Annotated in this window: 20 protein-coding genes; 11 read left to right on the top strand and 9 right to left on the bottom strand. The window is 69.4% G+C overall.

The genetic code is table 11. From position 1 onward, the window contains the following. The first annotated feature begins 25 nt into the window (after window positions 1–25). From pgeF to GGR71_RS03200, 4 genes are read left to right on the top strand one after another with little or no spacing between them, the layout of a single operon-like run. Complete coding sequence (gene pgeF / locus GGR71_RS03215) at window positions 26–799, top strand: peptidoglycan editing factor PgeF (protein ID WP_160957312.1); 774 nt, start codon at window positions 26–28, stop codon at window positions 797–799. After that, window positions 784–1326: a DUF4166 domain-containing protein gene (locus tag GGR71_RS03210; RefSeq protein WP_160957313.1), complete on the top strand. Its 543-nt coding sequence runs from the start codon at window positions 784–786 to the stop codon at window positions 1324–1326. The genes pgeF and GGR71_RS03210 overlap by 16 nt, the downstream gene beginning before the upstream one ends. Continuing rightward, a complete protein-coding gene (locus GGR71_RS03205) occupies window positions 1313–1756 on the top strand; it encodes a thiol-disulfide oxidoreductase DCC family protein (protein ID WP_160957314.1) in 444 nt (147 codons plus the stop codon). The genes GGR71_RS03210 and GGR71_RS03205 overlap by 14 nt, the downstream gene beginning before the upstream one ends. A 34-nt stretch (window positions 1757–1790) precedes the next feature. Next, on the top strand, window positions 1791–2873 hold the full coding sequence (locus GGR71_RS03200; RefSeq protein WP_184451625.1) for a hypothetical protein: 1083 nt from the start codon (window positions 1791–1793) through the stop codon (window positions 2871–2873). Window positions 2874–3074: 201 nt separating this feature from the next. Here the strand turns inward: GGR71_RS03200 and GGR71_RS03195 are convergent, their stop codons facing one another. From GGR71_RS03195 to GGR71_RS03170, 6 genes are all read right to left on the bottom strand, one after another. Next, the gene (locus GGR71_RS03195) at window positions 3075–4928 is read right to left on the bottom strand and encodes a methyl-accepting chemotaxis protein (protein WP_160957316.1); all 1854 of its coding nucleotides are present in this window, start codon (window positions 4926–4928) and stop codon (window positions 3075–3077) included. Between the two features lie 316 nt (window positions 4929–5244). Continuing rightward, window positions 5245–7716 (bottom strand): membrane-bound PQQ-dependent dehydrogenase, glucose/quinate/shikimate family, encoded by a 2472-nt coding sequence (locus GGR71_RS03190; protein ID WP_160957317.1) that lies wholly within the window; start codon window positions 7714–7716, stop codon window positions 5245–5247. 312 nt (window positions 7717–8028) lie between these two features. After that, complete coding sequence (otsA, locus tag GGR71_RS03185) at window positions 8029–9399, bottom strand: alpha,alpha-trehalose-phosphate synthase (UDP-forming) (protein WP_160957318.1); 1371 nt, start codon at window positions 9397–9399, stop codon at window positions 8029–8031. Next, window positions 9396–11177, bottom strand: a complete 1782-nt coding sequence (locus GGR71_RS03180) for a glycoside hydrolase family 15 protein (protein WP_160957319.1) — start codon at window positions 11175–11177, stop codon at window positions 9396–9398. Before GGR71_RS03180 ends, otsA begins: the two co-directional genes overlap by 4 nt. A gap of 76 nt (window positions 11178–11253) precedes the next feature. Next, a complete protein-coding gene (otsB, locus tag GGR71_RS03175) occupies window positions 11254–12006 on the bottom strand; it encodes a trehalose-phosphatase (RefSeq protein WP_160957320.1) in 753 nt (250 codons plus the stop codon). A gap of 314 nt (window positions 12007–12320) precedes the next feature. Continuing rightward, the gene (locus tag GGR71_RS03170; protein WP_160957321.1) at window positions 12321–14759 is read right to left on the bottom strand and encodes a TonB-dependent receptor plug domain-containing protein; all 2439 of its coding nucleotides are present in this window, start codon (window positions 14757–14759) and stop codon (window positions 12321–12323) included. A gap of 244 nt (window positions 14760–15003) precedes the next feature. Here GGR71_RS03170 and GGR71_RS03165 point away from each other — a divergent pair, with 244 nt between their 5' ends. From GGR71_RS03165 to GGR71_RS03150, 4 genes are all read left to right on the top strand, one after another. Further along, window positions 15004–15483 (top strand): DUF3574 domain-containing protein, encoded by a 480-nt coding sequence (locus GGR71_RS03165; RefSeq protein ID WP_160957322.1) that lies wholly within the window; start codon window positions 15004–15006, stop codon window positions 15481–15483. Window positions 15484–15586: 103 nt separating this feature from the next. After that, a complete protein-coding gene (locus tag GGR71_RS03160; RefSeq protein ID WP_160957323.1) occupies window positions 15587–16012 on the top strand; it encodes a GNAT family N-acetyltransferase in 426 nt (141 codons plus the stop codon). A gap of 100 nt (window positions 16013–16112) precedes the next feature. Further along, complete coding sequence (locus GGR71_RS03155; RefSeq protein WP_160957324.1) at window positions 16113–17711, top strand: hypothetical protein; 1599 nt, start codon at window positions 16113–16115, stop codon at window positions 17709–17711. Window positions 17712–18048: 337 nt separating this feature from the next. Next, complete coding sequence (locus GGR71_RS03150; RefSeq protein WP_160957325.1) at window positions 18049–18879, top strand: DUF3014 domain-containing protein; 831 nt, start codon at window positions 18049–18051, stop codon at window positions 18877–18879. 155 nt (window positions 18880–19034) lie between these two features. Here GGR71_RS03150 and GGR71_RS03145 read toward each other — a convergent pair whose 3' ends face one another. Next, window positions 19035–19739 (bottom strand): glutathione S-transferase, encoded by a 705-nt coding sequence (locus GGR71_RS03145; protein WP_160957326.1) that lies wholly within the window; start codon window positions 19737–19739, stop codon window positions 19035–19037. A gap of 205 nt (window positions 19740–19944) precedes the next feature. Here GGR71_RS03145 and clpB point away from each other — a divergent pair, with 205 nt between their 5' ends. Both clpB and GGR71_RS03135 read left to right on the top strand, forming a co-directional pair. Then, on the top strand, window positions 19945–22530 hold the full coding sequence (gene clpB / locus GGR71_RS03140) for an ATP-dependent chaperone ClpB (protein ID WP_160957327.1): 2586 nt from the start codon (window positions 19945–19947) through the stop codon (window positions 22528–22530). Window positions 22531–22883: 353 nt separating this feature from the next. After that, a complete protein-coding gene (locus tag GGR71_RS03135) occupies window positions 22884–24170 on the top strand; it encodes an O-acetylhomoserine aminocarboxypropyltransferase/cysteine synthase family protein (protein WP_160957328.1) in 1287 nt (428 codons plus the stop codon). A 70-nt stretch (window positions 24171–24240) separates the two neighbouring features. On the opposite strand, the gene GGR71_RS03130 is transcribed toward GGR71_RS03135, so the two are convergent. After that, the gene (locus GGR71_RS03130; RefSeq protein WP_160957329.1) at window positions 24241–24990 is read right to left on the bottom strand and encodes an SDR family NAD(P)-dependent oxidoreductase; all 750 of its coding nucleotides are present in this window, start codon (window positions 24988–24990) and stop codon (window positions 24241–24243) included. Window positions 24991–25089: 99 nt separating this feature from the next. Here GGR71_RS03130 and GGR71_RS03125 point away from each other — a divergent pair, with 99 nt between their 5' ends. Further along, window positions 25090–25488, top strand: a complete 399-nt coding sequence (locus GGR71_RS03125) for a winged helix-turn-helix transcriptional regulator (protein WP_160957330.1) — start codon at window positions 25090–25092, stop codon at window positions 25486–25488. 156 nt (window positions 25489–25644) lie between these two features. Here GGR71_RS03125 and GGR71_RS03120 read toward each other — a convergent pair whose 3' ends face one another. Next, window positions 25645–26475 carry an AraC family transcriptional regulator gene (locus GGR71_RS03120; RefSeq protein WP_237474221.1) on the bottom strand — a complete coding sequence of 277 codons (831 nt, stop codon included), beginning with the start codon at window positions 26473–26475 and terminating at the stop codon, window positions 25645–25647. Window positions 26476–26489: the final 14 nt, after the last annotated feature.

Below are 26489 nucleotides of genomic sequence, written 5' to 3'. Positions count from 1 at the left end.
CCGCTGCCGGCCGAGCGTGCCGCCGATGACCGACTTCGCCCTGCACGCCGACTGGCCGGCCCCGCGGCGCGTGCGTGCCCTGACCACGCTGCGCCACGGCGCCGGCGCCTCGCTGCCGCCGTTCGACCATTTCAATCTGGGCAACCGCAGCGCCGCCGACGGCGACGACCCGGCCACGGTGCAGCGCAACCGCGACGAGCTGGCAGAGCGGCTGGCGCTGCCGACACCGCCGCATTGGCTGCGGCAGGTGCACGGCGTGCAGGTGCTGCGCTTCGACGGGCCGCCGCACGGTACCGGCATCGACGCCGAGCCGACCGCCGATGCCGCGGTCACCGCCGAACCGGGCGTGGTGCTGGCGATCCTGACCGCCGACTGCCTGCCGGTGGTGTTCGCTGCGCGCGACGGCAGCGAGGTCGGTGCCGCGCACGCCGGCTGGCAGGGGCTGGCCGGCGGCGTGCTGGAAGCCACCGTGGCCGCCCTGCGCACGCCGCCGGCACAGCTGCAGGCCTGGCTGGGGCCGGCGGCCGGACCGCAGCACTACGAGATCGGCGTCGAGGTGCGCGAGGCGTTCCTGCGCCACGATCCGGCGGCCGCCGCGGCGTTCGTGGACACCCGGCCCGGACACTGGCGGGTGGACCTGTACGCACTGGCGCGGCAACGTCTGGTCGCGGCCGGCATCGCGCCGGAGCAGATCCACGGCGGCGGCCTGTGCACCATCGCCGATGCGCAGCGCTTCTATTCCTATCGGCGCGACCGCCACAGCGGGCGCATGGCGACCCTGGCGTGGATCGGCCCCTGACCCCGCCGCTGTTCGCGCAGGTGCTCGGCCCGGCGTTCGCGCACTTGCCACCGGTGCTGCGCGCGCTGCACACGCCGTCGTCGCGGTCGCGCTATGTCGGCCAGGCCGTGGTGCAGCGCGGCCGGCATCCGCTGTTGCCGCTGTGCGCGTGGCTGGTACGGCTGCCGCGCACCGGGCCGGCGACGCCGGTGGAGGTGGTGTTCCGCGCCAATGCGCACGGCGAGCGCTGGGAGCGCCGCTTCGGCACGCATGCCATGCCCTCGCGGCTGTGGCTGCATCGTGGCCGCCTGCGCGAGCGCCTGGGTGCGGTGGTGTTCGAATTCGCCCTGCGGATCGATGGCGCCGGCATCGAATGGCGCGCGGCGCGCGCCTGGGCCTTCGGCGTGCTGCCGCTGCCACGGCGCTGGCTGGCCGGCGTGCATTGCCGCGAAGACCAGCGCGACGGCCGCTACGCGTTCGTGATCGCAGTGACCCTGCCGTGGATCGGCCCGTTTATCCGCTACGAGGGCTGGCTTGCGCCGGCCTGAGCCGTCGCCGGTCGCGTCACCGACGGCGCCGGAGGGTGCGGCCATCGTCGTGTTCGACGGGGTGTGCGCGCTGTGCAGCCGTTGGGTGCGGTTCCTGCTGCGCCACGACCATCGCGGCCACTACCGCTTCGCGGCGATGCAATCGCCGCGCGGGAGCGCGCTGTTGCGCGAGCACGGGCTGGATCCGGCCGATCCGCTGTCGTTCCTGCTGCTGACACGACACGGTGCATTGACCGATTCGGACGCGGCGATCACGGTGGTCGCCGGGCTCGGCGGAGTGTGGCGCAGCATCGCGCTGCTGCGCGTGCTGCCGCGGCGCTGGCGCGATGCCGGCTACCGCGTGCTGGCGCGCAACCGCCATCGCTGGTTCGGTACCACTACGCAATGTTTCCTGCCCGAGCCGCAGCAGCGCTCGCGCTTTCTGGAGTGAGGGTGGCGCGGCGCCTTGCGCGGGCGAGGCGGCCATGGCAGCGAAGGCTGCTGACCTCGTCCGCACTGTGGGCGCCGACGGCCCGGCTTGGGCCTGTGTCGGAGCGCAAGCACCGAACGTTATCGCGCCGCTTCTTGACGCGCTGGCACGAGGCCGCCCGCGCGTGCGTGTTCACACTTTGGCGCACGTCGCGTTCTCCATAGCGCGCGCAGTGCGCAGGAACGCGGCGCCAATGCATCTTCATCTTCTACTGCTGTTGCTCGCGCAGCTACGCCGACCGCACGTAGTGGCTGGCGCCGCACAGGTGCCGCTTGGCCCACCACCATCGCAGAGGAACACCGACATGCCCACCGCCACGCCCTTGCCGCTGATCAAGCCGGCGAACTGGCTGTTCTCCAGTATCGATATAGACGAGCAGAACAACGTGTTTTCGCCTAGGCAGTTCCCGAGCACCTATTACATGGACGAGAACGGCGCGTTCATTCGCCTGCGGCCGCTGCACAAGTCGGGATTCGGCATTTTCAAAGACTCTTCCTGCGCAGTCGCGCTATATACGGGCGAGTGGAACGATAGGGAGAGCTTCAGCCAAAATTTGGCGTACAACAACGATGTCCTTGGCTATCCTCTGGGGACGACGGCGCAGCAAATCGCGGCCAGGATCGCGGCTCTGCAGGCCAATCCCCAGTCATTTCAGGACATCCTGAACCATAACAACGCGCCGAATGCGAACCGGCTCGACAGAGTCGTGTGCATGGTCGGGGATGGTCCGCTCGCCGGGACGGTCTGGGGCGGTGACGTAGCCAGGACGAGAAACATGTTCGTTCCAATGGACGTGGTGGACGCCGTGGATCCGGATTCCAGGCACGCGCATACCGGGCATTCGTTTATCGCGCGCGAGGGGGCGCGTCTTTTCTACGATAGCCAACACCCAGGGGTACTGGAGCATCTTTGGCTTCTGGGGCAGTCGCGACAGTCCTTCACCATCGATCTGGCGCCCAAGGGACGTGCGCACTCAATGGTGGTGCGCAGCGATCTCGAGTACTTCGCCCAGTCGATGTTTGAAGACCGCGACGAACAGCTCGCATTCCTGCGCAGCCTGTACATGAGTTTCGTCTGAGCCGGGCCGGTGCGCATGGCCGCGGGACGCAGGCCACCATGGCGGCAAATGCCTGGCGACTTCTTCTTGCCGCCGCCTTCAGCCCGCCAGCGCCTGCAGGTCGCGTTATAGCGAACGCTGACGTGTTGCTCGCGCATGTGCTCGATCGTCGCCGGTCCGCCAACTACCAGCGTTCGATTGCCGATTGCACGGTGCGTCAGCTCAGCGGGTACTGCGCAGTGGCGTGACCTTGCCACCCGCCGCTTGCCCCCGGCCCTGCGCGAGCCGGAACACGCCGACCGCCGCAGCCAGCTCGCCGGCCTGCTCCTCCATGCTGCGCGCCGCGGCGGTGGCTTCCTCGACCAGGGCGGCGTTGCGCTGGGTGACTTCGTCCAGTTGCGTCACGGTGCGGTTGACCTGTTCGATGCCGCTGGATTGCTCGCCGCTGGCAGCGCTGATCTCGCCGATCAGGCCGGTCACGCGCTGCACCGAGCCGACGATCTCGTGCATGGTGGCGCCGGCGCGGTTGACCAGCGCGGCGCCTTCGCCGACGGTACGCGTGGAGGCATCGATCAGGTCCTTGATCTCCTTGGCCGCATCGGCCGAGCGCTGCGCCAGCGAGCGCACCTCCGAGGCGACCACGGCGAAACCGCGGCCCTGTTCGCCGGCGCGCGCCGCCTCCACCGCGGCATTGAGCGCCAGGATGTTGGTCTGGAAGGCGATGCCGTCGATCACGCCGATGATCTCGCCGATGCGCTGCGAGGACGCGCTGATCGCGCGCATCGTCGCCACCACCTCGTCCATCACCTGGCCGCCGGACCGGGCGACATCGCCGGTGTTCTGCACCAGGCCGTTGGCCTGCTGCGCGTTGTCGGCGTTCTGCTTCACTGCCGAGGTCAGTTCCTCCATCGAACTGGCGGTCTCTTCCAGGCTCGCCGCCTGCTGCTCGGTGCGGTCGGACAGATCGGTGTTGCCCGCGGCGATTTCCGAGGCGGCGCGGCGGATCGTTTCGGCAGAGTCCTGAATGCCGACGATGATCTCGGTGAGCTTGGCGACGGTGCGGTTGGTGTCCTCGCGCAAGCGCGCGAACACGCCCTGGGCCTGGCCATCGACGCGATGCGTGAGGTCGCCTTCGGCCAGCGCCGTCAGCGCCCCGGCCAGTTCCGCCAGGTTGCTCTCCACCGCATCGGCGATGCGGTTGACGCCCTCGGCCAGCGACTTGAGCACCCCGTCCATCGCCGCGGTGTCGATACGCTGGCTGAAATCGCCGCGCGCGGCGGCCTCGATCACCGTGGCCAGCGCCTGTTCGGCAGCGACCTGCGCGGTCACTTCCTCCCATTGCGCGATGGTGCCCAGGCGGCGGCCGTCGGCGGCGTCGATCGGGCTGTACACGAAATCGATCTGGCGGCCGAAGAACGGCGCACGCACGCGCTTGGAGCCGGTCAGCGCGCGCATGCGGTCGATCGCTGCCTGGCTGTCCGGGTAGATGTCGCCGATGCTGCCGCCGACGAACTGTTCGGCGCGGAATTCCGGGCGGAAGCGCTGCACGTCCGGTTCGATGGTCTTCAACATCTGCAGCAGCTTGCGGTTGGCGAAATGCACGCGGCCATCGTCGTCGGCGATGCGCACCATGGTGTCGAGATCGTCCAGTGCCTGGATCACGAAGCGGCCATGGCGCAGTTCCGCCTCGGCCTGCGCCTGGCGTGCGGCCAGGGCCTGCTGTGTGTTCTGCACCGCACGCAACAGCGCCACCTCGGACGCGTCGCCGGCCAGGTCCACGCGCTGCTCGAAGCGGCCTTCGCCGAGCGCCTGCAGCGCCTGGGTGGCTCGGTCCAGCGAGTGCGGCGCACTGCGTCTGCCGATCCAGACCAGCGCCGCGGCCATGGCCACGGCGGCCAGCAGCGCCGGCAGCAAGCGCGGCAGCGCCGATCCGCTTGGCCCGATCGTGCGGCCGACATGCACGGCGTAGCCGGCCAGCGCCAGCAGGACCAGCACATGGGCGAGGGCGAGCAGCGCCGAACGCGGGCGCAGCCAGGAAGGGGAAGTCGGGCGGGGAGCGGCGGATGGCGAGGGCATGGTGTGCACCGGTTGGGAAACAACGGGCAACGCCGCGGGGGCGACGCGATCTCGCGGGGGTACACCCAGTATCGGCGCATCGCCAGGCGTGCTTGATCGCAGGCGCCTGCCGTTCGTCGGAAACTTCGAATGGCCTGGACGCCAACGCCAAGCGCGGGTTGGGCGAGGCGTGATGGCGTGCTGCGCAGCGACATGGGCGCCGTGAAGCGGGCGCGCGGTCGGCCAGACGGGCGTGTCGGCCCGGCCTTGGCTCGACGGGCCGTCATCGCCACCGGCCGCATGCGCGGCCGGTGGCGGGATGGTGCGGGACGGCTGCTTACTTCGCCGGTGTCGTCGCGTCGGGCAGGGTCCAGGCGATCACGCTGTCGCCGGCCTTGGTCTCCATGCGGTCGTGGCCGCCGATCGCGGCGACGATGTACTGCTTGCCATCGACGGTGTAGCTGAGCGGCGCGGCCTGCGGACCGGCCGGCACGCGCACTTCCCACAGCAGCTTGCCGGTCTGGGTGTCGTAGCCGCGCAGGAAGTTGTCCAGCGCCGCACCGATGAAGGTCACGCCGCCTGCGGTGGCCAGCGAGCCGCTGTTGTTGGGCGTGCCCAGTTCGAACTTCATCTTCGACGGAATGCCCATCGGGCCCTGGTCGTAGCCGGTGCCCAGCGGACGCCGCCAGATCACCTGCTGGGTGCGCAGGTCCACGCCGGAGATGTAGCCCCACGGCGGCGCCACGCATGGGGTGTTGAGCGGCGACATCCACGGCTCCTTGCGTGCGCCGTACGGCAGGCCTTCCTGAGCCATATAGCCGGGCGTCCTGCTCTTGCCGTTGAATACCGACACCACGCCCAGCGCCTGCATTTCCTGCGGCGGGTACACGTGTTCGGTGTAGGGCAGGCGATTGCTGTTCATCACCATGATGCCGCGCTGCAGGTCCACCGACACGCCGCCCCAGTTGATGCCGCCGTGGTTGCCGGTGAAGGCCAGCGAACCGCCCAGGCTGGGCGGGGTGAACATGCCCTCGTAGCGCAGCCGCTTGAACTGGATGCGACAGGCCAACTGGTCGAACGGGGTGATGCCCCAGGCATCGGATTCGACGAGGGTCTCGTAGTCCTTGCTCGGCGCGCCGACGGTATTGGGCATGCCCGGCGACACCGGCTGGGTCTTGGCGGTCCAGTCGCCGTGGTCGGTGCCCTGCGGCACCGGGATCTGCTGCACCGGCATGATCGGCGCGCCGGTCTCGCGGTCGAGCACGAACACCTGGCCGGACTTGGTGGCCTGGATCACTGCCGGGCGGGTGCCGCCGCCGGGGACCGGGAAATCCACCAGGTTCGGCTGCGGGCCGATGTCGTAGTCCCACAGGTCGTGGTTGATGGTGCGGAAATGCCAGCGCTCCTTGCCGGTGGCCGCATCCAGTGCCACCAGCGAGGCGGTGTATTCCTCTTCCTGCGGGGTGCGCTGCTTGCCGAAGAAATCGCCGGAGGCGTTGCCGGTGGGCAGGTAGACCAGGCCCAACTGGTCGTCGGCGGCCATCAGCGACCACACGTTCGGGGTCGAGCGGGTGTAGGTCTGGCCGGCCGGCGGCGCCGCGTCGATCGCCGGATTGCCGAGGTCCCAGGCCCAGCGCAGCTGCCCGCTGATGGCGTCGAAGGCGCGCACCACGCCGGACGGCGCGTCGCGTTCCTGGCCGTCGCGGATCTGTCCGGTGGGCTGGATCACCACGCCGCGCATCACCACCGGCGGCGAGGTGGGGCCGACGAAGCCGGGCTTGGTGTTGCCGGTGTCCTTGTTCAGGTCGACATAGCCGTGCGTGCCGAAGCTCTCGCACAGCTTGCCGGTCAGCGCGTCGAGCGCGCCCAGGCGGCCATCCACCATCGGCCAGAAGATGCGCTTGGCGCATTCGGCGACCGGTGTGGGCGCCTCGAAATAGGACACGCCGCGGCAGGTGGTGGCGGCGACGCCGGCCATGGCCTTCGGATTGGTCTGCGGATCGAAGCGCCAGCGCTCCTTGCCGGTGGTGGCCTCGACCGCGATCACCTTCTGCGTGGGCGTGCAGATGTAGACCAGGTCGCCGACCTTCAGCGGGGTGTTCTGGAACGCGTAGCCGAGCTTGGAGCCGGCCGGCTTGAGGTCGCCGGTATGGAACTCCCAGGCGATCTTCAGGTCCTTGACGTTGTCCGGGGTGATCTGCGCGCCGGGACTGTAGTGGTTGGACAGGTTGGACCCGGCATAGGCGGTCCAGTTGCCGGCGTCGTGGTTGCCGGCGACGTTGCCATCGGGGCTGTTCACCGTTGCGCGGCTGAAAGCCGCCTGCGGGCGTTGCGCGGCCAGGCTGGGATCAGCCAGTTCCACCGTGCGCGGGAACAGCAACGGCACGAACACCAATGCCGCGCCAAGGACCGGCAGTACGCCGGCCACCAGCAGGTAGCCGATGCCGGAGACGGGCGCCAGGCGCCAGCGCGCGACCTTCCAGAACGGCAACAGCAGCAGGCCGAGCACCGAGACCATCGCCAAGCGCGGGATCAGTGCCCAGCCATCCAGGCCGACCTCGGCCAGGGCCCAGGCGATGGTCGCGGCCAGGGTCACGCCGAACAGCCACAGGCCGACGCGGCGGCCGAGCACCAGCAGTACCCCGGACACGGCCAGTGCCACGCCGGCGATCAGGTAGTACCAGGAGCCGCCGACGGCGACGAGTTGCCCGCCCATGACGGCGAGGGCGACGCCGATCACGGCGATGAGGAGCGCGTAGCCGGCGAACAGCCAGCGTCCGGCTGCATTCGGTGGTGAAGAAATGGTCATGAGCGAAACATCCGACGAGGATCCCTGGCGCGTGGCGCGAATAGCGGCGGTGCAGGCGGATCGTGGGGGGAGAGGCGAGGTCAGGGCCGCAAGCGCGGCCATAGCGCAAGACAATCATCGCGCTGCCGCGTTTTCGGTTGAGCGCGGAACGGACGCAGTGCGTGTGCCTATTTTAGGCGGTGCAGGTGGTCGAGCCGTGACGGCATGCGGAACACTGCGTCGTGCGGCGCGCGTGCGGCGCGGTGGCGCTCGCCGCATGGCGGCGCCGCACCGCGCGCGGGTTGTGCGCGCCGCAGCGTGCGAGGAGCACGGCTAGCGCAGGCTTTCCAGCGCCTGCAGATAGCGCTGGCGCCAGGCATTGATGTCGTGCTTGCGCAGATGATCCATCATCGCCCGCCAGCGCTCGATGCGCTTGGCCTTGGGCAGCGAGGCGCCGGTGGCGATGGCGTCGGCGACGCCGTCCAGGTCGTGCGGATTGACCAGCAGCGCTTCCTTCAGCTCGTCGGCGGCACCGGCCAGCAGCGACAGCACCAGCACGCCGGGATTCTCCGGATCCTGCGCGGCCACGTACTCCTTGGCCACCAGATTCATGCCGTCGCGCAACGGCGTCACCAGGCCGACCTGTGCGGCACGGTAGAAGCCGGTCAGGGTGGCGTGGGTGAAGTTGCGGTTGACGTAGCGCAGCGGCGTCCAGTCCGGCTCGGCATGGCCGCCGTTGATGTGCCCGGCGATCTGTTCGAGCTGGTTGCGCAGTTGCTTGTACTCGGTGACGTCGCCGCGCGAGACCGGGGCGATCTGCAGGTAGGTGAGGCTGCCGCGCTGGTCCGCGTGCCGTTCCAGGTAGCGCTCGAAGCCGAGGAAGCGTTCCGGCAGGCCCTTGGAGTAGTCCAGCCGGTCCACGCCGATCGCCAGCTGGCGATCGCGCAGGCTGCTGCGCAGGTCGCGCACCGCCGGCTTGGACATCGCCGCGCGCGCCTGCTGCGCGATCAATTCGGTATCGATGCCGATCGGGAACATGGCTGCGCGGAACCGGCGCCCGCCCGGCGCTTCCAGCAGCCCGTCCTTGATCACCTTGCCGCCGCCGAACAGGCGCACGTAGGCCTGGAAGCGGTCGACGTCGCGGCGGGTCTGGAAGCCGATCAGGTCGTAGGCGTAGAAGCCGGAGAACAGCCGCGCGTGATCCGGCAGCGCCTGGATCAGGTCGGCCGAGGGGAACGGCACGTGCAGGAAGAAGCCGATGCGGCAGCCGATGCCGCGCTCGCGCAGCAGCGAGGCCAACGGAATCAGGTGATAGTCGTGGATCCACACCGTGTCGTCCTCGCGCAGCATCGGCGCGAGCTTGTCGGCGAACATGGCGTTGACCCGGCGGTAGCCCTCGCGCGTGGCGCGGTCGTAGTCGACCAGGTCCAGGCGGAAGTGCAGCAGCGGCCACAGCGTACGGTTGGCGAACCCGTTGTAGTAGGCATCAAGGTCGGCGCGATTCAGGTCCATGGTGACGAAGCGGATGTCGCCCTGGGTCTGTTCGTGCAGCGCGCCGCTGTCGCCGCGCACGGTCTTGCCGCTCCAGCCGAACCATACGCCGCCGCGCTCCTTCAGCGCCGCCAGCAAGCCCACCGCCAGGCCGCCGGCACGGTTCTCGCCGGGCAAGGCCACACGGTTGGATACCACGACCAATCTGCTCATGATGCCTCCTGCCAACTGCGCGACAAACGCATGGCGGCGATGATCAGGCCGACATGCGAATAGGTCTGCGGGAAATTGCCCCAGGCCTCGCCGTTGTCGAAGGCCAGATCCTCCGACAGCAGGCCCAGATGATTGCGCCGCGCGAGGATGCGCTCGAACAGCTCGCGCGCCTCCTCCTTGCGGCCGATCGCGGCCAGGGCGTCGATGTACCAGAACGTGCAGATGGTGAAGCTGGTTTCCGGTTCGCCGAAATCGTCCGGTGCCACGTAGCGGTACAGCGCATCGCCATGCTTGAGGTCGCGGCCGATCGCCTCGACCGTGGCGATGAAGCGCGGATCGTCCGGGGCGATGAAGCCGATGTCGGCCAGCAACAGCAGCGAGGCATCCAGCCGGTGGCCGTTGAAGGTGTCGGTGAAGTGTCCCAGCTCCGCGCTCCAGGCCTCGGCCAGCACGCGCGCGTGGATGCGGTCGGCGCGTTCGCGCCAGTGCGCCACGCGCTCGTCCAGGCCCAGCCGTGCGGCGATCTTGGCCAGGCGGTCGCAGGCGGCCCAGCACATCGCGCTGGTGTAGGTGTGCACCTCGGCGCGGCCGCGGAATTCCCACAGGCCGGCGTCGGGCACGTCGTGCAGTTCGAACGCGCGCTCGCCCAGCGGCTCCAGGCGCAGGAAGGTGTGGGTGTCGCCGGGATCCTTCAGGCGCAGATCGAAGAACAGCTGGGTGGAGGCCAGCACCACGCTGCCGTACACGTCGTGCTGCTTCTGGATCCAGGCGAGGTTGCCGCGCCGCACCGGGCCCATGCCGCGGTAGCCGGCCAGCGACTCGACCTCGTGTTCCTCCAGCGCCGCCTCGAAGCCGATGCCGTACAGCGGCTGCAGGCTGCCGTCGGTGGTGGCGATGTTGAAGATGTAGCCGAGGAACTGCTCCATGGTGCGGGTGGCGCCGAGCCGGTTCAGCGCGCGCACCACGAAGGCGGCGTCGCGCAGCCAGCAGTAGCGGTAGTCCCAGTTGCGCGGGGTGTCCGGCGCTTCCGGAATGGAGGTGGTCATCGCCGCGATGATCGCGCCGCTGTCCTCGTACTGGCACAGCTTCAGGGTGATCGCGCTGCGGATCACCGCGTCCTGCCAGTCCAGCGGCACCGACAGGTAGCGCACCCATTCGCGCCAGTATTCCTCGGTGCGTTCCTGCGCTTCCTGGATGTAGCCGGTGAGCGAGCGGGTCAGCGATTCGTCCACGCCCAGCATCAGGTTGACCGGATGGTTGAGCACGAACGGCAGTTCGTCGCGGATGAAGCGCACCGGCACGTCGGTGGTCAGGCGCAGGGTGAAGTCCGGCAGCAGCCAGCGCACGTGGTTGCTGCCCCAGGTGCTCTCCGGCTGGCGCGCGCCCCAGTCGGCCAGCGGCCGAGCACGCACGCGGATGCGCGGGTTGCCGGCCAGCGGCCGCACCTGGCGGATGATGCTGACCGGGCGGTAGAAGCGGCCGTGGTTGCGCCAGCGCGGCGCGAAGTCGATCACCTCCACCGCGCCGCCATGGGCGTCGCGCAGCACGGTGCGCAGGATCGCGGTGTTGGCCAGGTAGTGCTGGTCGCTGTCGACGAAATCCTCCAGCTCGATGCTGAAATCGCCGCCGGGATGCGCGCGCGGCGACAGCAGCGCGCAGAACGCCGGATCGCCGTCGAAGGCCGGCAGGCAGCTCCACACCACGCTGGCCCGTTTGTCGATCAGGGCGCCGAAGCTGCCGTTGCCGATGACGCCGAGGTCGAGATTGGGGGAACTCATGGAGCGGACGGGTCCTTGTACGGAAGCAGTGGGGGAAACGGCCTCGGGGCGCAGGCGGGTGGGCGCGGCGGCGCCCTCATCCGGCGTTATCGCGCAGCCAGGCGTGTACGCCGCGTGGATCGGGCAGCGCATAGGTGGCAACGCTGTCGGCGCGGGTACCGACCAGCACGCTCCAGCCGCCGGCCTGGTTGGCCGCGGCGAAGCCGAATTCGTCGGTCAGATCGTCGCCGACGAACACCGGGCGGCGGCCGCGGAACGGCGGCTGCTGCAGCAGCGTGGCCAGTGCCACGCCCTTGTCGCTGCCCTCGGGCACGAACTCGACCACGTGGTCGCCGGGCTGCAGGCGGTAGCCCGGCAGCTCGGCGATCTGTGCGTGGGCGAACGCCAGTACCGCGTCGGCGGCGCTAGGTGCCGCACGCCAGTGCAGCGCCACGCTGGCGCCCTTGTCCTCGACCAAGACGCCCGGATGCGTCTGGTGAAGATGTGCGGCGCGCGCATGCAGCGCATGGAGAAATTCCGAGGTGTCGGCGGGCATCGCCGCCTGCGCGTCGGCGTCGCTACGCAACTCGTGGCCGTGCAGGCCGGCGGCGGGCAGCCGCAGCGGTGCGAACAAGGCGTCGAGCTGCGTCAGCGGACGTCCGCTGACCAGCGCCACCGCGCCACCGAGGCGCTGGTGCAGGCGGCCGATCGCCTCACGCACCTCTGGGAGCAACTGCACCTGGTCGGGGCGTTCGGCAAAGGCAATGAGGGTGCCGTCCACGTCCAGGAACAATGCGCAGGCATCGTCCAGACGCGGCGGCGGCGGTCGGAGGGGGAGCGCGTCTGCCATCGCGCCATGATGGGGTAGCGGGCGTTAGCGTCAGGTGGATTGGGGGCGGGGATTCGGGAGTGGGGATTGGGGATTCGCAACAGCGGGCGCCCAGTGGCTGCGGCTGTCTACAGATGCGGAGATTGGGGAGTGGAGATTCGGGATTGGTAGCGCTCGACGGGCGCCGACGCACCGCTTTTGCGAATCCCCAATCCCGGCTGTCTGCAGATGCCGGGATTGGGGAGTGGAGATTCGGGATTGGGTAGCGCTCCACGAGTGCCGACGCACCGCTTTTACGAATCCCCAATCCCGACTCCCCAATCCCGGCACCTCAGTCAGAAGGTGTACCGCACCCGCCCATAGTAGTAAGCGCCATTGCTGCCGATCGGCGACAGCACGTCGTATGGCAGGTTGCCGAAGTAGGCGATGTCCGGCTTGGAGCGGTCGGCATAGGCGTCGGTGAGGTTCTGTCCGCCCACCGCCACGCTCCACTGCGGGGTGAGGTGGTATTCGACCTCGGCGTCGAGTTGCCACTTGGCGCGGTAGGTCTGCTCCGGGGCGAAGCCGCCGCCGAAGTCGGACACGCGGGTGGCGCTGCCGTAGCGGGTGACGCGGGTCTGCAGCGACCAGCGCGCGTCGCTCCAGTTCGCCGCCAGCTGCGAGCGGGTGCGCGGGGTCGCCTCGGTCAGGGTGTTGCGCTCTTCCACGCCGAACAGCACGTAGTCCGGATTCAGCGCCAGCAACTGCGCCGGCGTGGCCACCACGTTCTCCAGCTCGGTCTTGGCGTAGCTCCAGGTGCCGGTCAACTGCAGTTGGCCCTGGCCCAGCGCCTGCCGCCAGTTGCTGACTAGTTCGGCGCCGCGGGTGCGGGTGTCGGCGGCGTTGACGAAGAAGCTGGCGCTCTGCAGGCCGGCGATGCCGAAGCGCTGCGCGACGAAGTCGGTCAGGGCGTCGCCGTCGATGCTTTCCGACAGCGCGATGCGCTTGTCGATGTCGATCTGGAACAGGTCCAGCGACAGGTCGAAATGGCTGCCGACGCGGCTGGTGAAGCCCAGGCTGTAGTTGCGCGACTTCTCCGGTTGCAGCGAACGGGCGCCCAGCGCCTGCGCGATCGGGTTGTCGACCGAGAGCAGGCGGCCCTGCAGCAACTGCCCGTTGGCGTTGTAGCCGGTGGAGCTGGCCTCGTAGCCGATCTGGCTCAGCGACGGCGCGCGGAAGTTGTTGGAGATCGCGCCGCGCAGGGCGAACGCCGGGACGAACTCGTAGCGCGCGGCCAGCTTGCCGGTCAGTTCGCCGCCGAAGTCCTGGTAATGCTCGTAGCGCGCGGCTAGGTCGGTGGAGAGCTTGTCGCCGAACTGGCTGGACACGCTGGCGTAGACGCTGGCGACGTTGCGCGACAGGTCGGCCGCATCCTGCGGGGTCAGGCCGCCGCCGGCCTGGGCGCCGGTGGGGCGGTCGGTGTAGGGACCGGCGGCGTAGCTGGCCGGGTCGCCCGGGCGGGTGCGGTAGTGCTCGCGGCGCAGTTCCACGCCGGTGCCCACGGTCTGGGTGGCGCCGGCCGCGTCGAAGCTGCGGCTCAGGTCGAGGTTGGCCACGCCTTGTTCGAAGGCGTAGTCGCCGGTCTTGAAGCGGGTCGGGCTGCCCGGGCCCAGCGAGGCGTTGAGCGAGTGCTTGAGCCGGTAGGTGAAGTCGTTGCGGCCGTAGTCGAGACTGGCGTCGTAGGCCCATTCGCCCCATTGCCCGCGCGCGCCGAGCACCGCCTGCAGGTCGCGGTTCTCGCCCAGCGACACCGGGCGGTAGCCCTGCGGATACACCTGGGTCCAGTTGGCGGCGCCGTCGGGGTAGCGGAAGTAGGTGGCGCCCTGGGTGTCGCGCTGGTTGTAGGTGCCGAAGGCATAGACCTCGCCGCTTTGGCCGAACGGCAGCTTGCCGTTGAGCCAGGCGTTGAGATCCTTGCTGGCGCCGTCGCCGAGTTCATAGTTGCGCTTGCCGGCCAGCGCCAGGTTGGCCGGGGTCTGTTCCTCGAACGGCGGGATCTGGTCGAAGCCGGCGCGGTTGGTGGCCTCGTGGTTCTTCAGCTCCAGGCCGACCTTGAAGAAGCCGCCGTCCTCGCCCAGGCGCGTGCCGACCTTGCCGCTGGCGTAGCCGGTCTGGCCGTCGGTGAGGGTGCGGTGGATCGGCTTCACGTCGGTGTGGTTGGCGCCGTAGCTGGCCTCCAGCGCGCCGCTGTCCGGGTCGTCGTCGAGGATCACGTTGATCACCCCGGCCACCGCGTCGGAGCCGTACTGCGCGCCGGCGCCGTCGCGCAGCACTTCGATGCGCTTGATCGCGCTGATCGGGATGGCGTTGAAATCCACCGGCGTGGTGCCCTTGCCGATCTTGCTGTCGGTATTGACCAGCGCCGAGGTGTGGCGGCGCTTGCCGTTGACCAGCACCAGCACCTGGTCGGGCGAGAGCCCGCGCAGCTGCGCGGCGCGCACGTGGTCGGCGCCGCCGGAGTTGGACTGGCGCGGGAAGTTGAAGGAGGGCAGCAGCGCCTGCAGCGCGCTGCCGAGTTCGCCGTTGACCACGCCGGCCTTGCGGATGTCCTCGGCGCTGAGCACATCCACCGGCGCGGTGGATTCGAGCACGGTGCGGCCGCTGGCGCGGGTGCCGGTGACGATCACCGTGTCCAGATTGGTCGTGGTGGCCGGGGCGGCGTCCTGGGCGAAGGCGGGGGCGGCCAGGGCCAGGGCGATGGCCAGGCTCAGCGGCCTGACGAACGGGGACGACATGGGGGTTCTCTCCTGAAACGATGACCATCAAGACCGGCCGCGCCGGCCATGGCGGCGACTGGGGTCGGCAAAGGTTGCTGCATCCATCCGGATGAAGCGATATATTAGCCCGACGTTAAGGCGATGTGCGAGCCGCGTGTTCGGTGCCGTCGGGCATGAGCTCATGCCCGGCGGTTATCCGGCGCCGTACCGCGCTTGGCCTACGATCACCTGTTCCCTTCCTGTTCCGACCGAGACCCTGCCGATGCTGCTGCGTGCCCCGTTGATCGCCGTCCTCCTGGCCCTGAGCGCCTGCGCCAGCGTCGCGCCGTCCGCGTCCCCCGCGCCGGGCAAGGTCAGCGCGACGCTGCAGGGCGATACCGCGCGGCCGGCGCAGGCCAGCGGCTGGGTGCGCAGCGAGCTGTACTTCGGCGTGGGCGAAGAGAGCGGCCCGGCCGACCGCCCGCAGGCCGAGCCGATCAGCGAGGCGCGCTGGCGCGCGTTCCTGGACAAGGAGGTCACGCCGCGCTTCCCCGATGGCCTGACCGTGTTCGATGCCTACGGCCAGTGGCTGTTCCGCGGTGCCAAGGAGCCGAACCGGCTCAACACCAAGGTGTTGGTGATCCTGCACGAGGACACTCCGCAGCGTCGCGCCGACATCGAGGCGATCCGGCTGGCGTGGAAGCAGGCCACCGGGCACCAGTCGGTGCTGTGGGCACGGCAGGCGGTGGACGTGTCGTTTTGACCGCCGGGATTCGGGAGTGGGGAGTGGGGATTCGCAAGAGCGGGGTGCTGCGGTGACGGTGGGGTCGTTCGTGATTCGGCCCGGTGATCTTGACGATACGGTGGTGCGGGGGTTGCTGGAGTACCACGTGCAGCAGATGCATGCGCAGTCGCCGCCGGGGAGCGTGTATGCGCTGGATCTGTCGGGTCTGCGGCAGCCGCAGGTGCGGGTGTGGAGCGTGTGGCGCGACGACGCGCTGGCCGCGGTCGGTGCGCTGCGCGTGCTGGATGAGGGCGGTGGCGAACTGAAGTCGATGCGCACGCACCCGGCATTCCTGCGCCAGGGTGCAGCCGCGGCCCTGCTCGAACACCTCATCGCGGTCGCTCGTGCCGAAGGCCTGCCGCGGCTGAGCCTGGAAACCGGCAGCGGCGCGGCGTTCGAGCCGGCGCTGGCGTTGTACCGGCGGCGCGGCTTCCGCAATGGGCCGGCGTTCGGCGACTACGTGCCGAGTGCGTTCAACCAGTTCCTGCATCTGCCGCTGTCGCCGTAGCGGCGCGCCGTCGCCGGAAAACGGCATCCTGCACGTGCACCGATCCGTCGGCACCGCTTCCCCTTACCATCCCTCGACCCCCAACGCCGCCACTGCCCGCATGTCCACTCCCGCTCCTGTCTCGCCGCGTCCGCGTTGGTTCGTCGCCGGCGACCTCAACGGCTTCTTCGGTCTGGTGGTCGATAACCTGTCGATCCTCGGCTTCATCACCCTGGCGCTGGTCGGCCTGTTCCAGTTTCCCGCCGAGGTCATCTACACCCGGATGATTCCCGGCACCGCCTTCGGCGTGCTGGTCGGCAATCTGCTGTACACGTGGATGGCGCGGCGGCTGGCCGCGCGCAGCGGGCGCAGCGACGTGACCGCGATGCCGCTGGGCCTGGACGCACCGACCAGTATCGGCATGGCCCTGCTGGTGCTGGGCCCGGCGTTCGTGCGCTACAAGCAGCAGGGCCTGGACCCGCAGGCCGCGGCGCTGGCCACCTGGCACCTGGGCATGGCGTCGCTGGTGGTGATGGGCGTGCTGAAGACGGTGCTGTCGTTCTTCGGCGATGCGGTGACCCGCGCGCTGCCGCGCGCGGCGCTGCTCGGCTCCATCGCCGGCATCGCGATCGTACTGATGGGGTTCCTGCCGCTGCTGGAGGCGCTGCGCACCCCGCTGGTCGGGCTGGTGGTGCTGGGCCTGCTGCTGTACGTGCTGATCGCCAAGGGACGGCTGCCGTGGCGCCTGCCCGGCGTGCCGCTGGCACTGGCCCTGGGTACCGGCCTGTACTACTGGGCCAATGCGGCCGGCGTCGGCATTCCCGGCCATCAGGCACCGCAGTGGATCGCGCCGCAACTGGTGCTGCCGTGGCCGAGCCTGGGGTTCGTCGCCGGCCTGGCCGACACGGTGCCATTGCTGCCGTTGCTGCTGCCGTTCGGCCTGCTGATGGTGGTCGGCGGCATCAATGTCAGCGAAAGCGCGCGCGCCGCCGGCGACGACTACCGCACCCGCGACATCCTGCTGGTCGAGGCCGGCGCGACCCTGGTCGCCGGCGTCTGCGGCGGCGTCGCCCAGACCACGCCGTACATCGGCCAGCCGGCCTACAAGCACATGGGCGCGCGCAGCGGCTATACGCTGCTGACCGGCCTGTTCATCGGCCTGGGCGGCATGTTCGGGCTGGTCGCCGGCCTGGTGCAGTGGCTGCCGATGGCGGTGCTGGCGCCGATCATCGTCTACGTCGCCATCGACATCACCACCCAGGCCTTCCAGGCCACGCCCAAGCGCCACGCCGGGGCGATGGTGCTGGGGTTCCTGCCGTCGGTGGCCTACCTGCTGGCGATCAAGGCGCCGGGCTGGATCGCCCCGGAGCAACTGGCGAAACTCACCACCACCCTGGACGGCCACGGCCTGCCCGAACTGGCGGTGATCCTGACCCTGGGCAACGGCTTCATTATCACTGCGATGCTGTGGATCGCCGCGGTGGCGGCGATGGTCGACGGCCGCCTGCGCCGTGCCGCCGTGTTCCTGCTGGTGGCGGCTGGGCTGACCCTGTTCGGGCTGATCCACTCGGTGGACCCGCGCGGCGGCCTGTACCTGCCGTGGACGCTGAGCGGCGTGCCGAAGCTGATCGCCTGGCAGTTCGTCGGCGGCTATCTGGTGCTGGCCACGCTACTCGGCCTGCTGTCGTTGCAGAAGCCGCGCGCGGTGCTGGTGGAGTGAGCGGCGCTGCGGTACGCGTGTCGCCCGCGTGAGCTGGTGGTGCGGCCACCGCACGAGCGGCGGCCGCAGTGGCCTGGTTGCCAGCACGGACTGCCACACCACGCTGTACCTGGCCTCGTCGCCGCGCCTGCTCGCGGACTGCCTCGCAACATGTGCGTTGCAGGCGGGAGGACGTGAGGTCCGACGATCCGCGACGCAGAAGGCGCAGGGAAACGCGAGGGCGTTGTCGGCGCTCCGCGCGGACCGTGCGCCGAGGCTGAACGCTGGCCGTCCCGTGCTGGAACCGGTAGGCACCGACGCTGTCACACTCCCATTGTCCGATGGAGATGTGCATCCCATGCAGCCGCGTCACTCGTTCTGGCCGTGGATCCTGGTCGCCGTGCTGGTGGCCGCCGCCGCGGCATGGTTGTTCCGCGACAACATCGCGGCGCTGTGGCCAAGCGCCACGCCGGCGCCTGCCAAGATCGCGCCAGCACCCGCCGCCCCACCTGCAGCGCCTGACGCGCCGGCCGCGACCGCAACGCCACCACCCATCCAGCATCCCATCGATGCCGCGGAAGCCGCCGATGCCGCGATTCCGGCGCTGGCCGCCAGCGACGACGCGGCCTGGGCGGCGCTGAGCACGCTGGCTGGCGGCGATACGCCGCTGGCGCTGCTGGTGCGCGATCACCTGATCCAGCGCCTGGTGACCATGGTCGACAACCTGACCCAGCGCCGCGTCACGTCGCGTGCGCTGGCGCTCAAGCAGGTGCCGGGCGAACTGCAGGTGAGCACCGACGCCAGCGGCGCCAGCGTCATCGCCGACGCCAACGCGCAGCGCTATGCACCCTACGTGGAGGCGTTCACCCGCGCCGATCCGGCGACGGCGGTGGCGGCCTACCGGCGCTTCTATCCGCTGTTCCAACAGGCGTATGTGGAACTCGGCTATCCGCAGGGCTACTTCAACGACCGCCTGGTGCAAGTGATCGACCACCTGCTGCAGACCCCGACGCCGACCGCGCCGCTCGCAGTGGAGATGGATCCGGTGCGCGGCAAGTACCGCTTCGTCGATCCGGCGCTGGAATCGCTGTCGATCGGGCAGAAGGCGCTGCTGCGCATGGGCCCGACCCAGGCCGCGGCGGTGAAGGCGCAATTGCGTGCGGTGCGTGTGGAACTGACGCGGACCTGAGCCACACGCGAGGCGCGTGCCGCATCATGCGGCCGCATCTGCGGGCTCTTTGTTTTTGTAGGAGCGGCTTCAGCCGCGATTGGCGTTACCGGTGATGCCTGTCGCGGCTGAAGCCACTCCTACAGCCGCGACGCCGCGGTGAACTGTGATCCCGCTCAGCCATCCAGCTCCGGGTAATGCCGGAAGATGCCGTTCTCGTTGAAGGGCAAACGCCGCGCCGAGGCCAGGTAGGCGGCGATGCCGGGGCGCTCGCACACGCGCTGCTGCAGCGCGCGCAGCCGCGGCAGCTTCGGCGACAGTTTCTTCATCGCCTGCGGAAACGCATAGTCCAGCCCACTCATCAACTGGAACAGCGACAGGTCCACGTAGGAATGCTCGCGCAGCGCGTGGCGGCCGCCGCCTTGGTCCAGCACCTGTTCGAAATAGCCCAGGAACTTCGGCAGCCGCTGCTTGCGCACGTCTTCGGCGCGCCGTAGCGCTTCGGCTTTCTGGTCCTCGTAGTACAGCCCGCTGGCGATGGGGTGGTGGCTGTCGTGGACCTCGGCGACCAGGTCGGCGATGGTCAGTTGCAATTGCAGCGCCTGCAGCCGCCGCGATTCGCTGTCCGGCACCAGGCCCAGCGGCGGGCCGAGGTAGTGCAGGATGTTGGCGGCCTGCGCGATCACCAGCCGGCCGGCCTTGAGGAACGGCGGCGCGAACGGGCGCGCGCCGGCGTGGGTGCCGTCGAGGAAGGGTTGCATCGCCGCGTCGCCCTGCTCGCGGGCCACGTCGCGATAACCGGCGCCGGCATCCTCCAGCGCCAGCCGTACGAACTCGCCGCGGCCCTGGATGCCGGTCCAGTAGTAGAGCTCGTAATGCATGGGGCGGGTCCTGCGCGTGGCGACGGAAGCGCCGAGGGTAGCCGCCATCCCGGTAGCGGCGTGTGACCGCCGCGCGGCGCACCACGCGGCGACCACCGGCCGCGCCGTATACAGGCAGCGCGGCCGGCCTTGAAACAGGGGCGGGCAGCCGCATTTTGCTGGCATGCCGGCATGGCCGGCCCTTTCATTCAGAGGACTTCCCCCGATGCGGATGGACAAGCTCACCTCGCGCTTCCAGCAGGCCCTGGCCGACGCGCAGTCGCTGGCCGTGGGCCGCGACCACACCATCATCGAGCCTGTGCACGTGTTCGTCGCGCTGCTCGACCAGGCCGGCGGCAGCACCCGGCCGTTGCTGGCGCAGGCCGGCGTCAACGTGCCGGTGCTGCGCGAGCGCCTCGGCGAGGCGCTGGACAAGCTGCCCAAGGTCAGCGGCCAGCCCGGCAACCTGTCGATGGGCAACGACCTTAGCCGTCTGCTCAACCAGACCGACAAGCTGGCGCAGCAGCACAACGACCAGTTCATCGCCAGCGAGTGGTTCGTGCTGGCCGCCGCCGATGACAGCGGTGCGCTGGGCCTGGCGCTGCGCGCCGCCGGCGCCGACAAGAAGAAGCTCGAGGCCGCCATCGACAAGCTGCGCGGCGGCGAGACCGTGCAGTCGGAGAACGCCGAGGAGCAGCGTCAGGCGCTGGAGAAGTACACCATCGATCTCACCGCGCGCGCCGAGAGCGGCAAGCTCGACCCGGTGATCGGCCGGGACGAGGAGATCCGCCGCACCGTGCAGGTGCTGCAGCGGCGCACCAAGAACAACCCGGTGCTGATCGGCGAGCCCGGCGTCGGCAAGACCGCGATCGTCGAAGGCCTGGCCCAGCGCATCGTCAACGGCGAGGTGCCGGAAGGCCTGCGCGGCAAGCGCGTGCTGTCGCTGGACATGGGCGCGCTGATCGCTGGCGCCAAGTTCCGCGGCGAGTTCGAGGAGCGGCTCAAGGGCGTGCTCAACGACCTGTCCAAGAACGAAGGTCAGATCATCCTGTTCATCGACGAACTGCACACCATGGTCGGCGCCGGCAAGGCCGATGGCGCCATGGACGCGGGCAACATGCTCAAGCCGGCGCTGGCGCGCGGCGAGCTGCACTGCATCGGCGCCACCACCCTTGACGAGTACCGCAAGTACATCGAGAAGGACGCGGCGCTGGAGCGGCGCTTCCAGAAGGTGTTCGTCGGCGAGCCGTCGGTGGAGGACACCATCGCGATCCTGCGCGGGCTCAAGGAGCGCTACGCGGTGCACCACGGCGTGGAGATCACCGACCCGGCGATCGTCGCCGCGGCCACGTTGTCCAACCGCTACATCACCGACCGCCAACTGCCGGACAAGGCCATCGACCTGATGGACGAGGCGGCCAGTCGCATCCGCATGGAGATCGACTCCAAGCCGGAGGAACTGGACCGCCTGGAACGGCGCCTGATCCAGCTCAAGATCCAGCGCGAGATGCTGAAGAAGGAAAAGGACGAGGCCTCGCGGCAGCGCCTGGCCGACCTGGAACGCGATATCGACACCCTCGAGCGCGAGTTCTCCGATCTCGACGAGGTGTGGAAGTCGGAGAAGGCAGCGCTGCAGGGCGCGACCAAGATCAAGGAGCAGATCGAGCAGGCGCGGGTCGAGCTGGAAGCGGCGCAGCGGCGCCAGGACTACGCCAAGATGAGCGAGATCCAGTACGGCCTGCTGCCGAACCTGGAGAAGCAGCTGGCCGCGGCCAACGAAGCCGAGCAGCACGACTTCAAGCTGGTGCAGGACCGCGTCACCGCCGAGGAGATCGCCGAGGTGGTGTCGCGCTGGACCGGCATCCCGGTCAACAAGATGCTCGAGGGCGAGCGCGACAAGCTGCTGCGCATGGAGGACGAACTGCACCAGCGCGTGGTCGGCCAGGAGGAGGCGATCAAGGTGGTGTCCGACGCGGTGCGCCGCTCGCGCGCCGGCCTGTCCGATCCGAACCGGCCCAGCGGCTCGTTCCTGTTCCTGGGCCCCACCGGCGTCGGCAAGACCGAGCTGTGCAAGGCGCTGGCCGAGTTCCTGTTCGACAGCAGCGACGCGATGATCCGCATCGACATGAGCGAGTTCATGGAGAAGCACTCGGTGGCGCGGCTGATCGGCGCGCCTCCGGGCTACGTCGGTTACGAAGAAGGCGGTTACCTCACCGAGGCGGTACGTCGCCGGCCGTATTCGCTGATCCTGCTCGACGAGGTCGAGAAGGCGCACAGCGACGTGTTCAACATCCTGCTGCAGGTGCTCGACGATGGCCGCCTCACCGACGGCCAGGGCCGCACCGTGGACTTCCGCAATACCGTCATCGTGATGACGTCCAATCTGGGCTCGCACCAGATCCAGGAGCTGAGCGGCGACGGCAGCGCCGAGGCCTACACGCAGATGAAGGCGGCGGTGATGGGCGTGGTGCAGGCGCATTTTCGCCCGGAATTCATCAACCGCCTGGACGACATCGTGGTGTTCCATCCGCTGGACAAGGCGCAGATCAAGTCGATCGCGCGCATCCAGTTGCATGGCCTGGAGAAGCGCCTGGCCGAGCGTGGGCTGAAGATCGAATTGGGCGACCGTGCGCTGGAGCTGCTGGGCAACGTCGGCTTCGATCCGGTGTACGGCGCGCGCCCGCTCAAGCGCGCGATCCAGGCGCAACTGGAGAACCCGCTGGCGCAGCAGATCCTGTCCGGCCAGTTCCTCAGTGGCGACACCATCAAGGTCGAGGCCGAGGGCGGCAAGCTGGTGTTCGAGAAGGCCTGAGCCGTCCCGGAAGCCGGGGATGCGCGACACCCGCGCATGCCGCGGGCGTCGCTGACGAGCCGGCGGCGCGCCGCAGTATCGAACCAGCGGTGAGCGCCGACGATGCGGTATCCGGGTGCGGCACATGGCCACGCATGCGCCCACGGCGCGCCGCCGGTCGCGGCGCGGGCGTGTTCATCGGTGCCGGCATGTCGCCAGGTTGGACGGTCCAGCCAATGGCGGCTGCCTCGCGCCGCCGCCTCGCGCCGCAGCGTCCACGCTGACAATCGCCGGGCATGGCCTCATAACCGCAGGTTTGCATTCGGCGCCGCGCGCGGCGCTATCGTCTGCGCTCCCGTTGCCGAGACCTGCCCATGTCCGACCCGAACTGGAAGCTGGAAACCATTGCCGTGCACGGCGGCTATCGCCCCGATCCGACCACCCGCGCGGTAGCAGTGCCGATCTACCAGACCGTGGCCTATGCCTTCGACGACACCCAGCACGGCGCCGACCTGTTCGACCTGAAGGTGCAGGGCAACATCTACAGCCGCATCATGAACCCCACCACCGACGTGCTGGAACAGCGCATCGCCGCGCTGGAAGGCGGCATCGGCGCGCTGGCGGTGGCGTCTGGGCAGGCGGCGGTGACCTACGCTATCCAGACCATTGCCGAGGCCGGCGACAACATCGTGTCCTCCAGCGCGCTGTACGGCGGCACCTACAACCTGTTCGCGCATACGCTGCCGCTGTCGGGCATCGAGACGCGCTTTGCCGACTACCGCGATCCCGGCGCCTTCGCCGGGCTGATCGACGAACGCACCAAGGCCATCTTCGTCGAGTCGATCGGCAACCCGCGCGGCAATGTCACCGACCTGGAAGCGGTGGTCGCCATTGCCCACGCCCACGGCGTGCCGCTGATCGTCGACAACACCGTGCCCACGCCGTACCTGCTGCGGCCGTTCGACTTCGGTGCCGACATCGTGGTGCATTCGCTGACCAAGTACCTGGGCGGCCACGGCACCAGCCTGGGTGGGGCGATCGTCGATTCCGGGCGCTTCCCGTGGGCGACGCACGCACAGCGCTTCCGCCGCCTCAACGAGCCGGACGTGAGCTACCACGGCGTGGTCTACACCGAGGCGCTGGGCGAGGCCGCCTACATCGGCCGCGCGCGGGTGGTGCCGTTGCGCAACACCGGTGCGGCGCTGTCGCCGTTCAATGCGTTTCAGATCCTGCAGGGCATCGAGACGCTGCCGCTGCGCATGGACCGGATCAACCAGAACACGCTGGCGCTGGCGCGGCACCTGCAGGGCGAAGCCAAGGTGGAGTGGGTCAACTACGTCGGCCTGTCCGACCATCCCGAACACGCGCTCGCGCAGAAGTATCTGCGCGGGCACGGCTCCGGCGTGCTCACCTTCGGCCTGCGCGGCGGCCGCGCCGCCGGCGCGCGCTTCCTCGACGCGCTGCAGTTGTTCACCCGCCTGGTCAACATCGGCGACGCCAAGTCGCTGGCCACGCATCCGGCGTCCACCACGCATCGCCAGCTCTCGCCCGAGGAATTGCAGCGCAGCGGGGTCAGCGAGGACACGGTGCGGCTGTCGGTGGGCATCGAGCACATCGACGACCTGCTCGTCGACCTGCGGCAGGCGCTGGCGCAGGCCTGAGCGGTTCGCCGTCGGCGGCGTACCAGCGCCCCTGCACCGCGCAGTCGCGGCGCCGGGGCGGCCGCAGCAGTCAGACCTGCGCGAACCCGCCGTCCGCGAACACTTCGCTGCCGGTCATGAAGCTGCTTTCGTTCGAGGCCAGGAACAGCGCCGTCGCCGCGACTTCCTCGGCGCGTCCGATGCGGCCCAGCGGGACCTGCGCGGTCATGCCTTCGAGGATTGCGTCCTGCTGGCCGGTGCCGGACAGCACCAGGTCCAATCCGGGTGTGGCGATCGGCCCGGGCGAGAGCACATTGACGCGAATGCCGGTGCCCTTCAGATCCAGCGCCCAACTGCGCGCGAGGTTGCGCAGCGCCGCCTTGGTGGCGCTGTAGACGCTGAACGCTGCGGTGCCCATGGTGCCGGTGGTGGAGCCGGTCAGGATCACCGAGCCGCCGGCGTGCATCAGCGGCAGGGCCTTCTGCACGGTGAACAGCGTGCCTTTGACGTTGACGCCGAAGGTGCGGTCGAAGGACTCCTCGGTGATCGATCCCAGCGGCTGGAAATCGCCGAGTCCCGCGTTGGCGAACAGCACATCGATGCGGCCCTTGCTGGCTTCGACCTGGGCGAAGACGCGGTCCAGATCATCCAGCTTCGAAATGTCGCCCTGAATGGCGATGGCGTCGGCACCGATCAGGCGCAGCGCCTTGTCCAGTTCCTCCTGCCTGCGTCCGACGATGACCACCTGTGCGCCTTCGGCGGCGAAGCGCATCGCGCTTGCCAGACCGATGCCGCTGTTGCCGCCGGTCACCACTGCAATCTTGCCGTCGAGCCTGCCCATGATGCGCTCCAGAGAATGAGGAGGCGCCACTGTAGAACTGCGCTATTTCTTTGAATAGTATTTACCTTCTGGTAAGTACCTTCGGAGTGGCAGACCCTCATGGCACACAACGGCACATTCGGTTGCGGGCTCGAAGCCGCGCTCGCTTTGGTCGGCGGCAAGTGGAAGCCGTTGGTGATCTACCACCTGGCCAAGGACGTGCACCGCTACGGCGCGTTGCGGCGCGCGATCGGCGGGGTCACCGACAAGGTGCTGATCCAGCAGCTGAAGGAACTGGAGCGCGACCAGGTCGTTGCGCGCCTCGACTTCCAGGAGATCCCGCCCAGGGTCGAATACTCACTGACGCCGTTCGGGCAATCGCTGGCGGCGGCTTTGGCAGGGTTGTGCGAGTGGGGCACGCAACACATGCAGGCGGTCGAGCGCATCAGTGCGCGTCGCGCGGCGCCCGCCGCCAGTGCCAGCGCCGCGCGTCGTGCCAGCGAGGTCGGCCGCGGCTAGCGGGCGCGCACCGCAGGCGCAAGACGGTCCATGCCTGCCAGGCCGTACGCACCCCGGTACGCAGCGTCGCACGCATAGCGCGTGCGCCCTGCGACACCTTCGTTGCTGCCGCAACCACGACCGCGAATGGGCGGCGGCACGTCGATCGCGGCGCCGCTAGCGAAAGAACTGGCTCGGCGGCTGCCCGAACTGGCGCTTGAACATGGCGGTGAACGCGCTGGGGCTGTCGTAGCCCAGTTCCACCGCCACGTCGATGATGCGGTCGCCGGCGGCCAGCCGCTCCAGTCCGCGCAGCAGGCGCAGTTGCTGCCGCCACTGGCCGAAGCGCATCTGCAGTTCGCGCTGGCACAGGCGCTGGATGGTCTTGACGTCCACGCCCAGCTCGTCGGCCCAGGCGTGCAGGGTGGTGGGGTCGGCAGGGTCGGCGTCGAGCGCGGCGGCGATGCGCAGCAGGCGCGGATCGCGCGGTTGCGGCAGATACAGCGGCAGCGCCGGCAGCGCATGCAGTTCGTCCAGGATCAGTCGCATCAGCCGCCCGTCGCGGGAGTCGGCGGCATGGTCCCAGGGGATCTCGGCAGCGCTGCGGATCAGCGCTTCCAGCAGCGGTTCCACCGCCATCACCGCCGGCGTGTCGGGCATGCCGGCGATGGCGGTGGGGCGGATGTAGAGGCTGCGCATGTGCAGGCTGCCGATCCAGCGCACGCTGTGCTCGGTACCGGCGGGGATCCATAGCGCGCGCGTGCTCGGCACCACCCAGTGGCCCTGGCCAGAACGCACTACCATCAGTCCGGACGCCGCGTAGATCAACTGATGGCGCGCATGCCGGTGCGGGGCGATGGCGCTGTCGGGTGCGTAGTCGACGGCCTTGCACACCACGTCGGCCGGCGCGTCGTCCGCATTGCGGGCGGAGCGCGGCACCACGGTGCCCTTTTTGCGATGGTTGCTGGGCATGTCGCGCAGGAAGGTCGGGACAGGGAAGCCTACCATGCACGCACTCCCGG

Source organism: Xanthomonas sp. F1 (assembly GCF_014199855.1).
Note: the sequence above shows the minus strand (reverse complement) of the source record. Positions and strands in the feature narration are given on the sequence as shown.

Bases quoted from the DNA above. Each gene is read 5' to 3' on its own strand.
- GGR71_RS03135 (WP_160957328.1), top strand. From the start codon at position 22,884: ATGTCCGACCCGAACTGGAAGCTGGAAACCATTGCCGTGCACGGCGGC.
- GGR71_RS03190 (WP_160957317.1), bottom strand. From the start codon at position 7,716: ATGACCATTTCTTCACCACCGAATGCAGCCGGACGCTGGCTGTTCGCC.
- otsA (WP_160957318.1), bottom strand. From the start codon at position 9,399: ATGAGCAGATTGGTCGTGGTATCCAACCGTGTGGCCTTGCCCGGCGAG.
- GGR71_RS03200 (WP_184451625.1), top strand. From the start codon at position 1,791: ATGGCAGCGAAGGCTGCTGACCTCGTCCGCACTGTGGGCGCCGACGGC.
- GGR71_RS03145 (WP_160957326.1), bottom strand. From the start codon at position 19,739: ATGCATTACGAGCTCTACTACTGGACCGGCATCCAGGGCCGCGGCGAG.
- GGR71_RS03155 (WP_160957324.1), top strand. From the start codon at position 16,113: ATGTCCACTCCCGCTCCTGTCTCGCCGCGTCCGCGTTGGTTCGTCGCC.
- clpB (WP_160957327.1), top strand. From the start codon at position 19,945: ATGCGGATGGACAAGCTCACCTCGCGCTTCCAGCAGGCCCTGGCCGAC.
- GGR71_RS03165 (WP_160957322.1), top strand. From the start codon at position 15,004: ATGCTGCTGCGTGCCCCGTTGATCGCCGTCCTCCTGGCCCTGAGCGCC.
- pgeF (WP_160957312.1), top strand. From the start codon at position 26: ATGACCGACTTCGCCCTGCACGCCGACTGGCCGGCCCCGCGGCGCGTG.
- GGR71_RS03180 (WP_160957319.1), bottom strand. From the start codon at position 11,177: ATGAGTTCCCCCAATCTCGACCTCGGCGTCATCGGCAACGGCAGCTTC.
- GGR71_RS03120 (WP_237474221.1), bottom strand. From the start codon at position 26,475: ATGGTAGGCTTCCCTGTCCCGACCTTCCTGCGCGACATGCCCAGCAAC.
- GGR71_RS03150 (WP_160957325.1), top strand. From the start codon at position 18,049: ATGCAGCCGCGTCACTCGTTCTGGCCGTGGATCCTGGTCGCCGTGCTG.
- GGR71_RS03130 (WP_160957329.1), bottom strand. From the start codon at position 24,990: ATGGGCAGGCTCGACGGCAAGATTGCAGTGGTGACCGGCGGCAACAGC.
- otsB (WP_160957320.1), bottom strand. From the start codon at position 12,006: ATGGCAGACGCGCTCCCCCTCCGACCGCCGCCGCCGCGTCTGGACGAT.
- GGR71_RS03195 (WP_160957316.1), bottom strand. From the start codon at position 4,928: ATGCCCTCGCCATCCGCCGCTCCCCGCCCGACTTCCCCTTCCTGGCTG.
- GGR71_RS03170 (WP_160957321.1), bottom strand. From the start codon at position 14,759: ATGTCGTCCCCGTTCGTCAGGCCGCTGAGCCTGGCCATCGCCCTGGCC.
- GGR71_RS03125 (WP_160957330.1), top strand. From the start codon at position 25,090: ATGGCACACAACGGCACATTCGGTTGCGGGCTCGAAGCCGCGCTCGCT.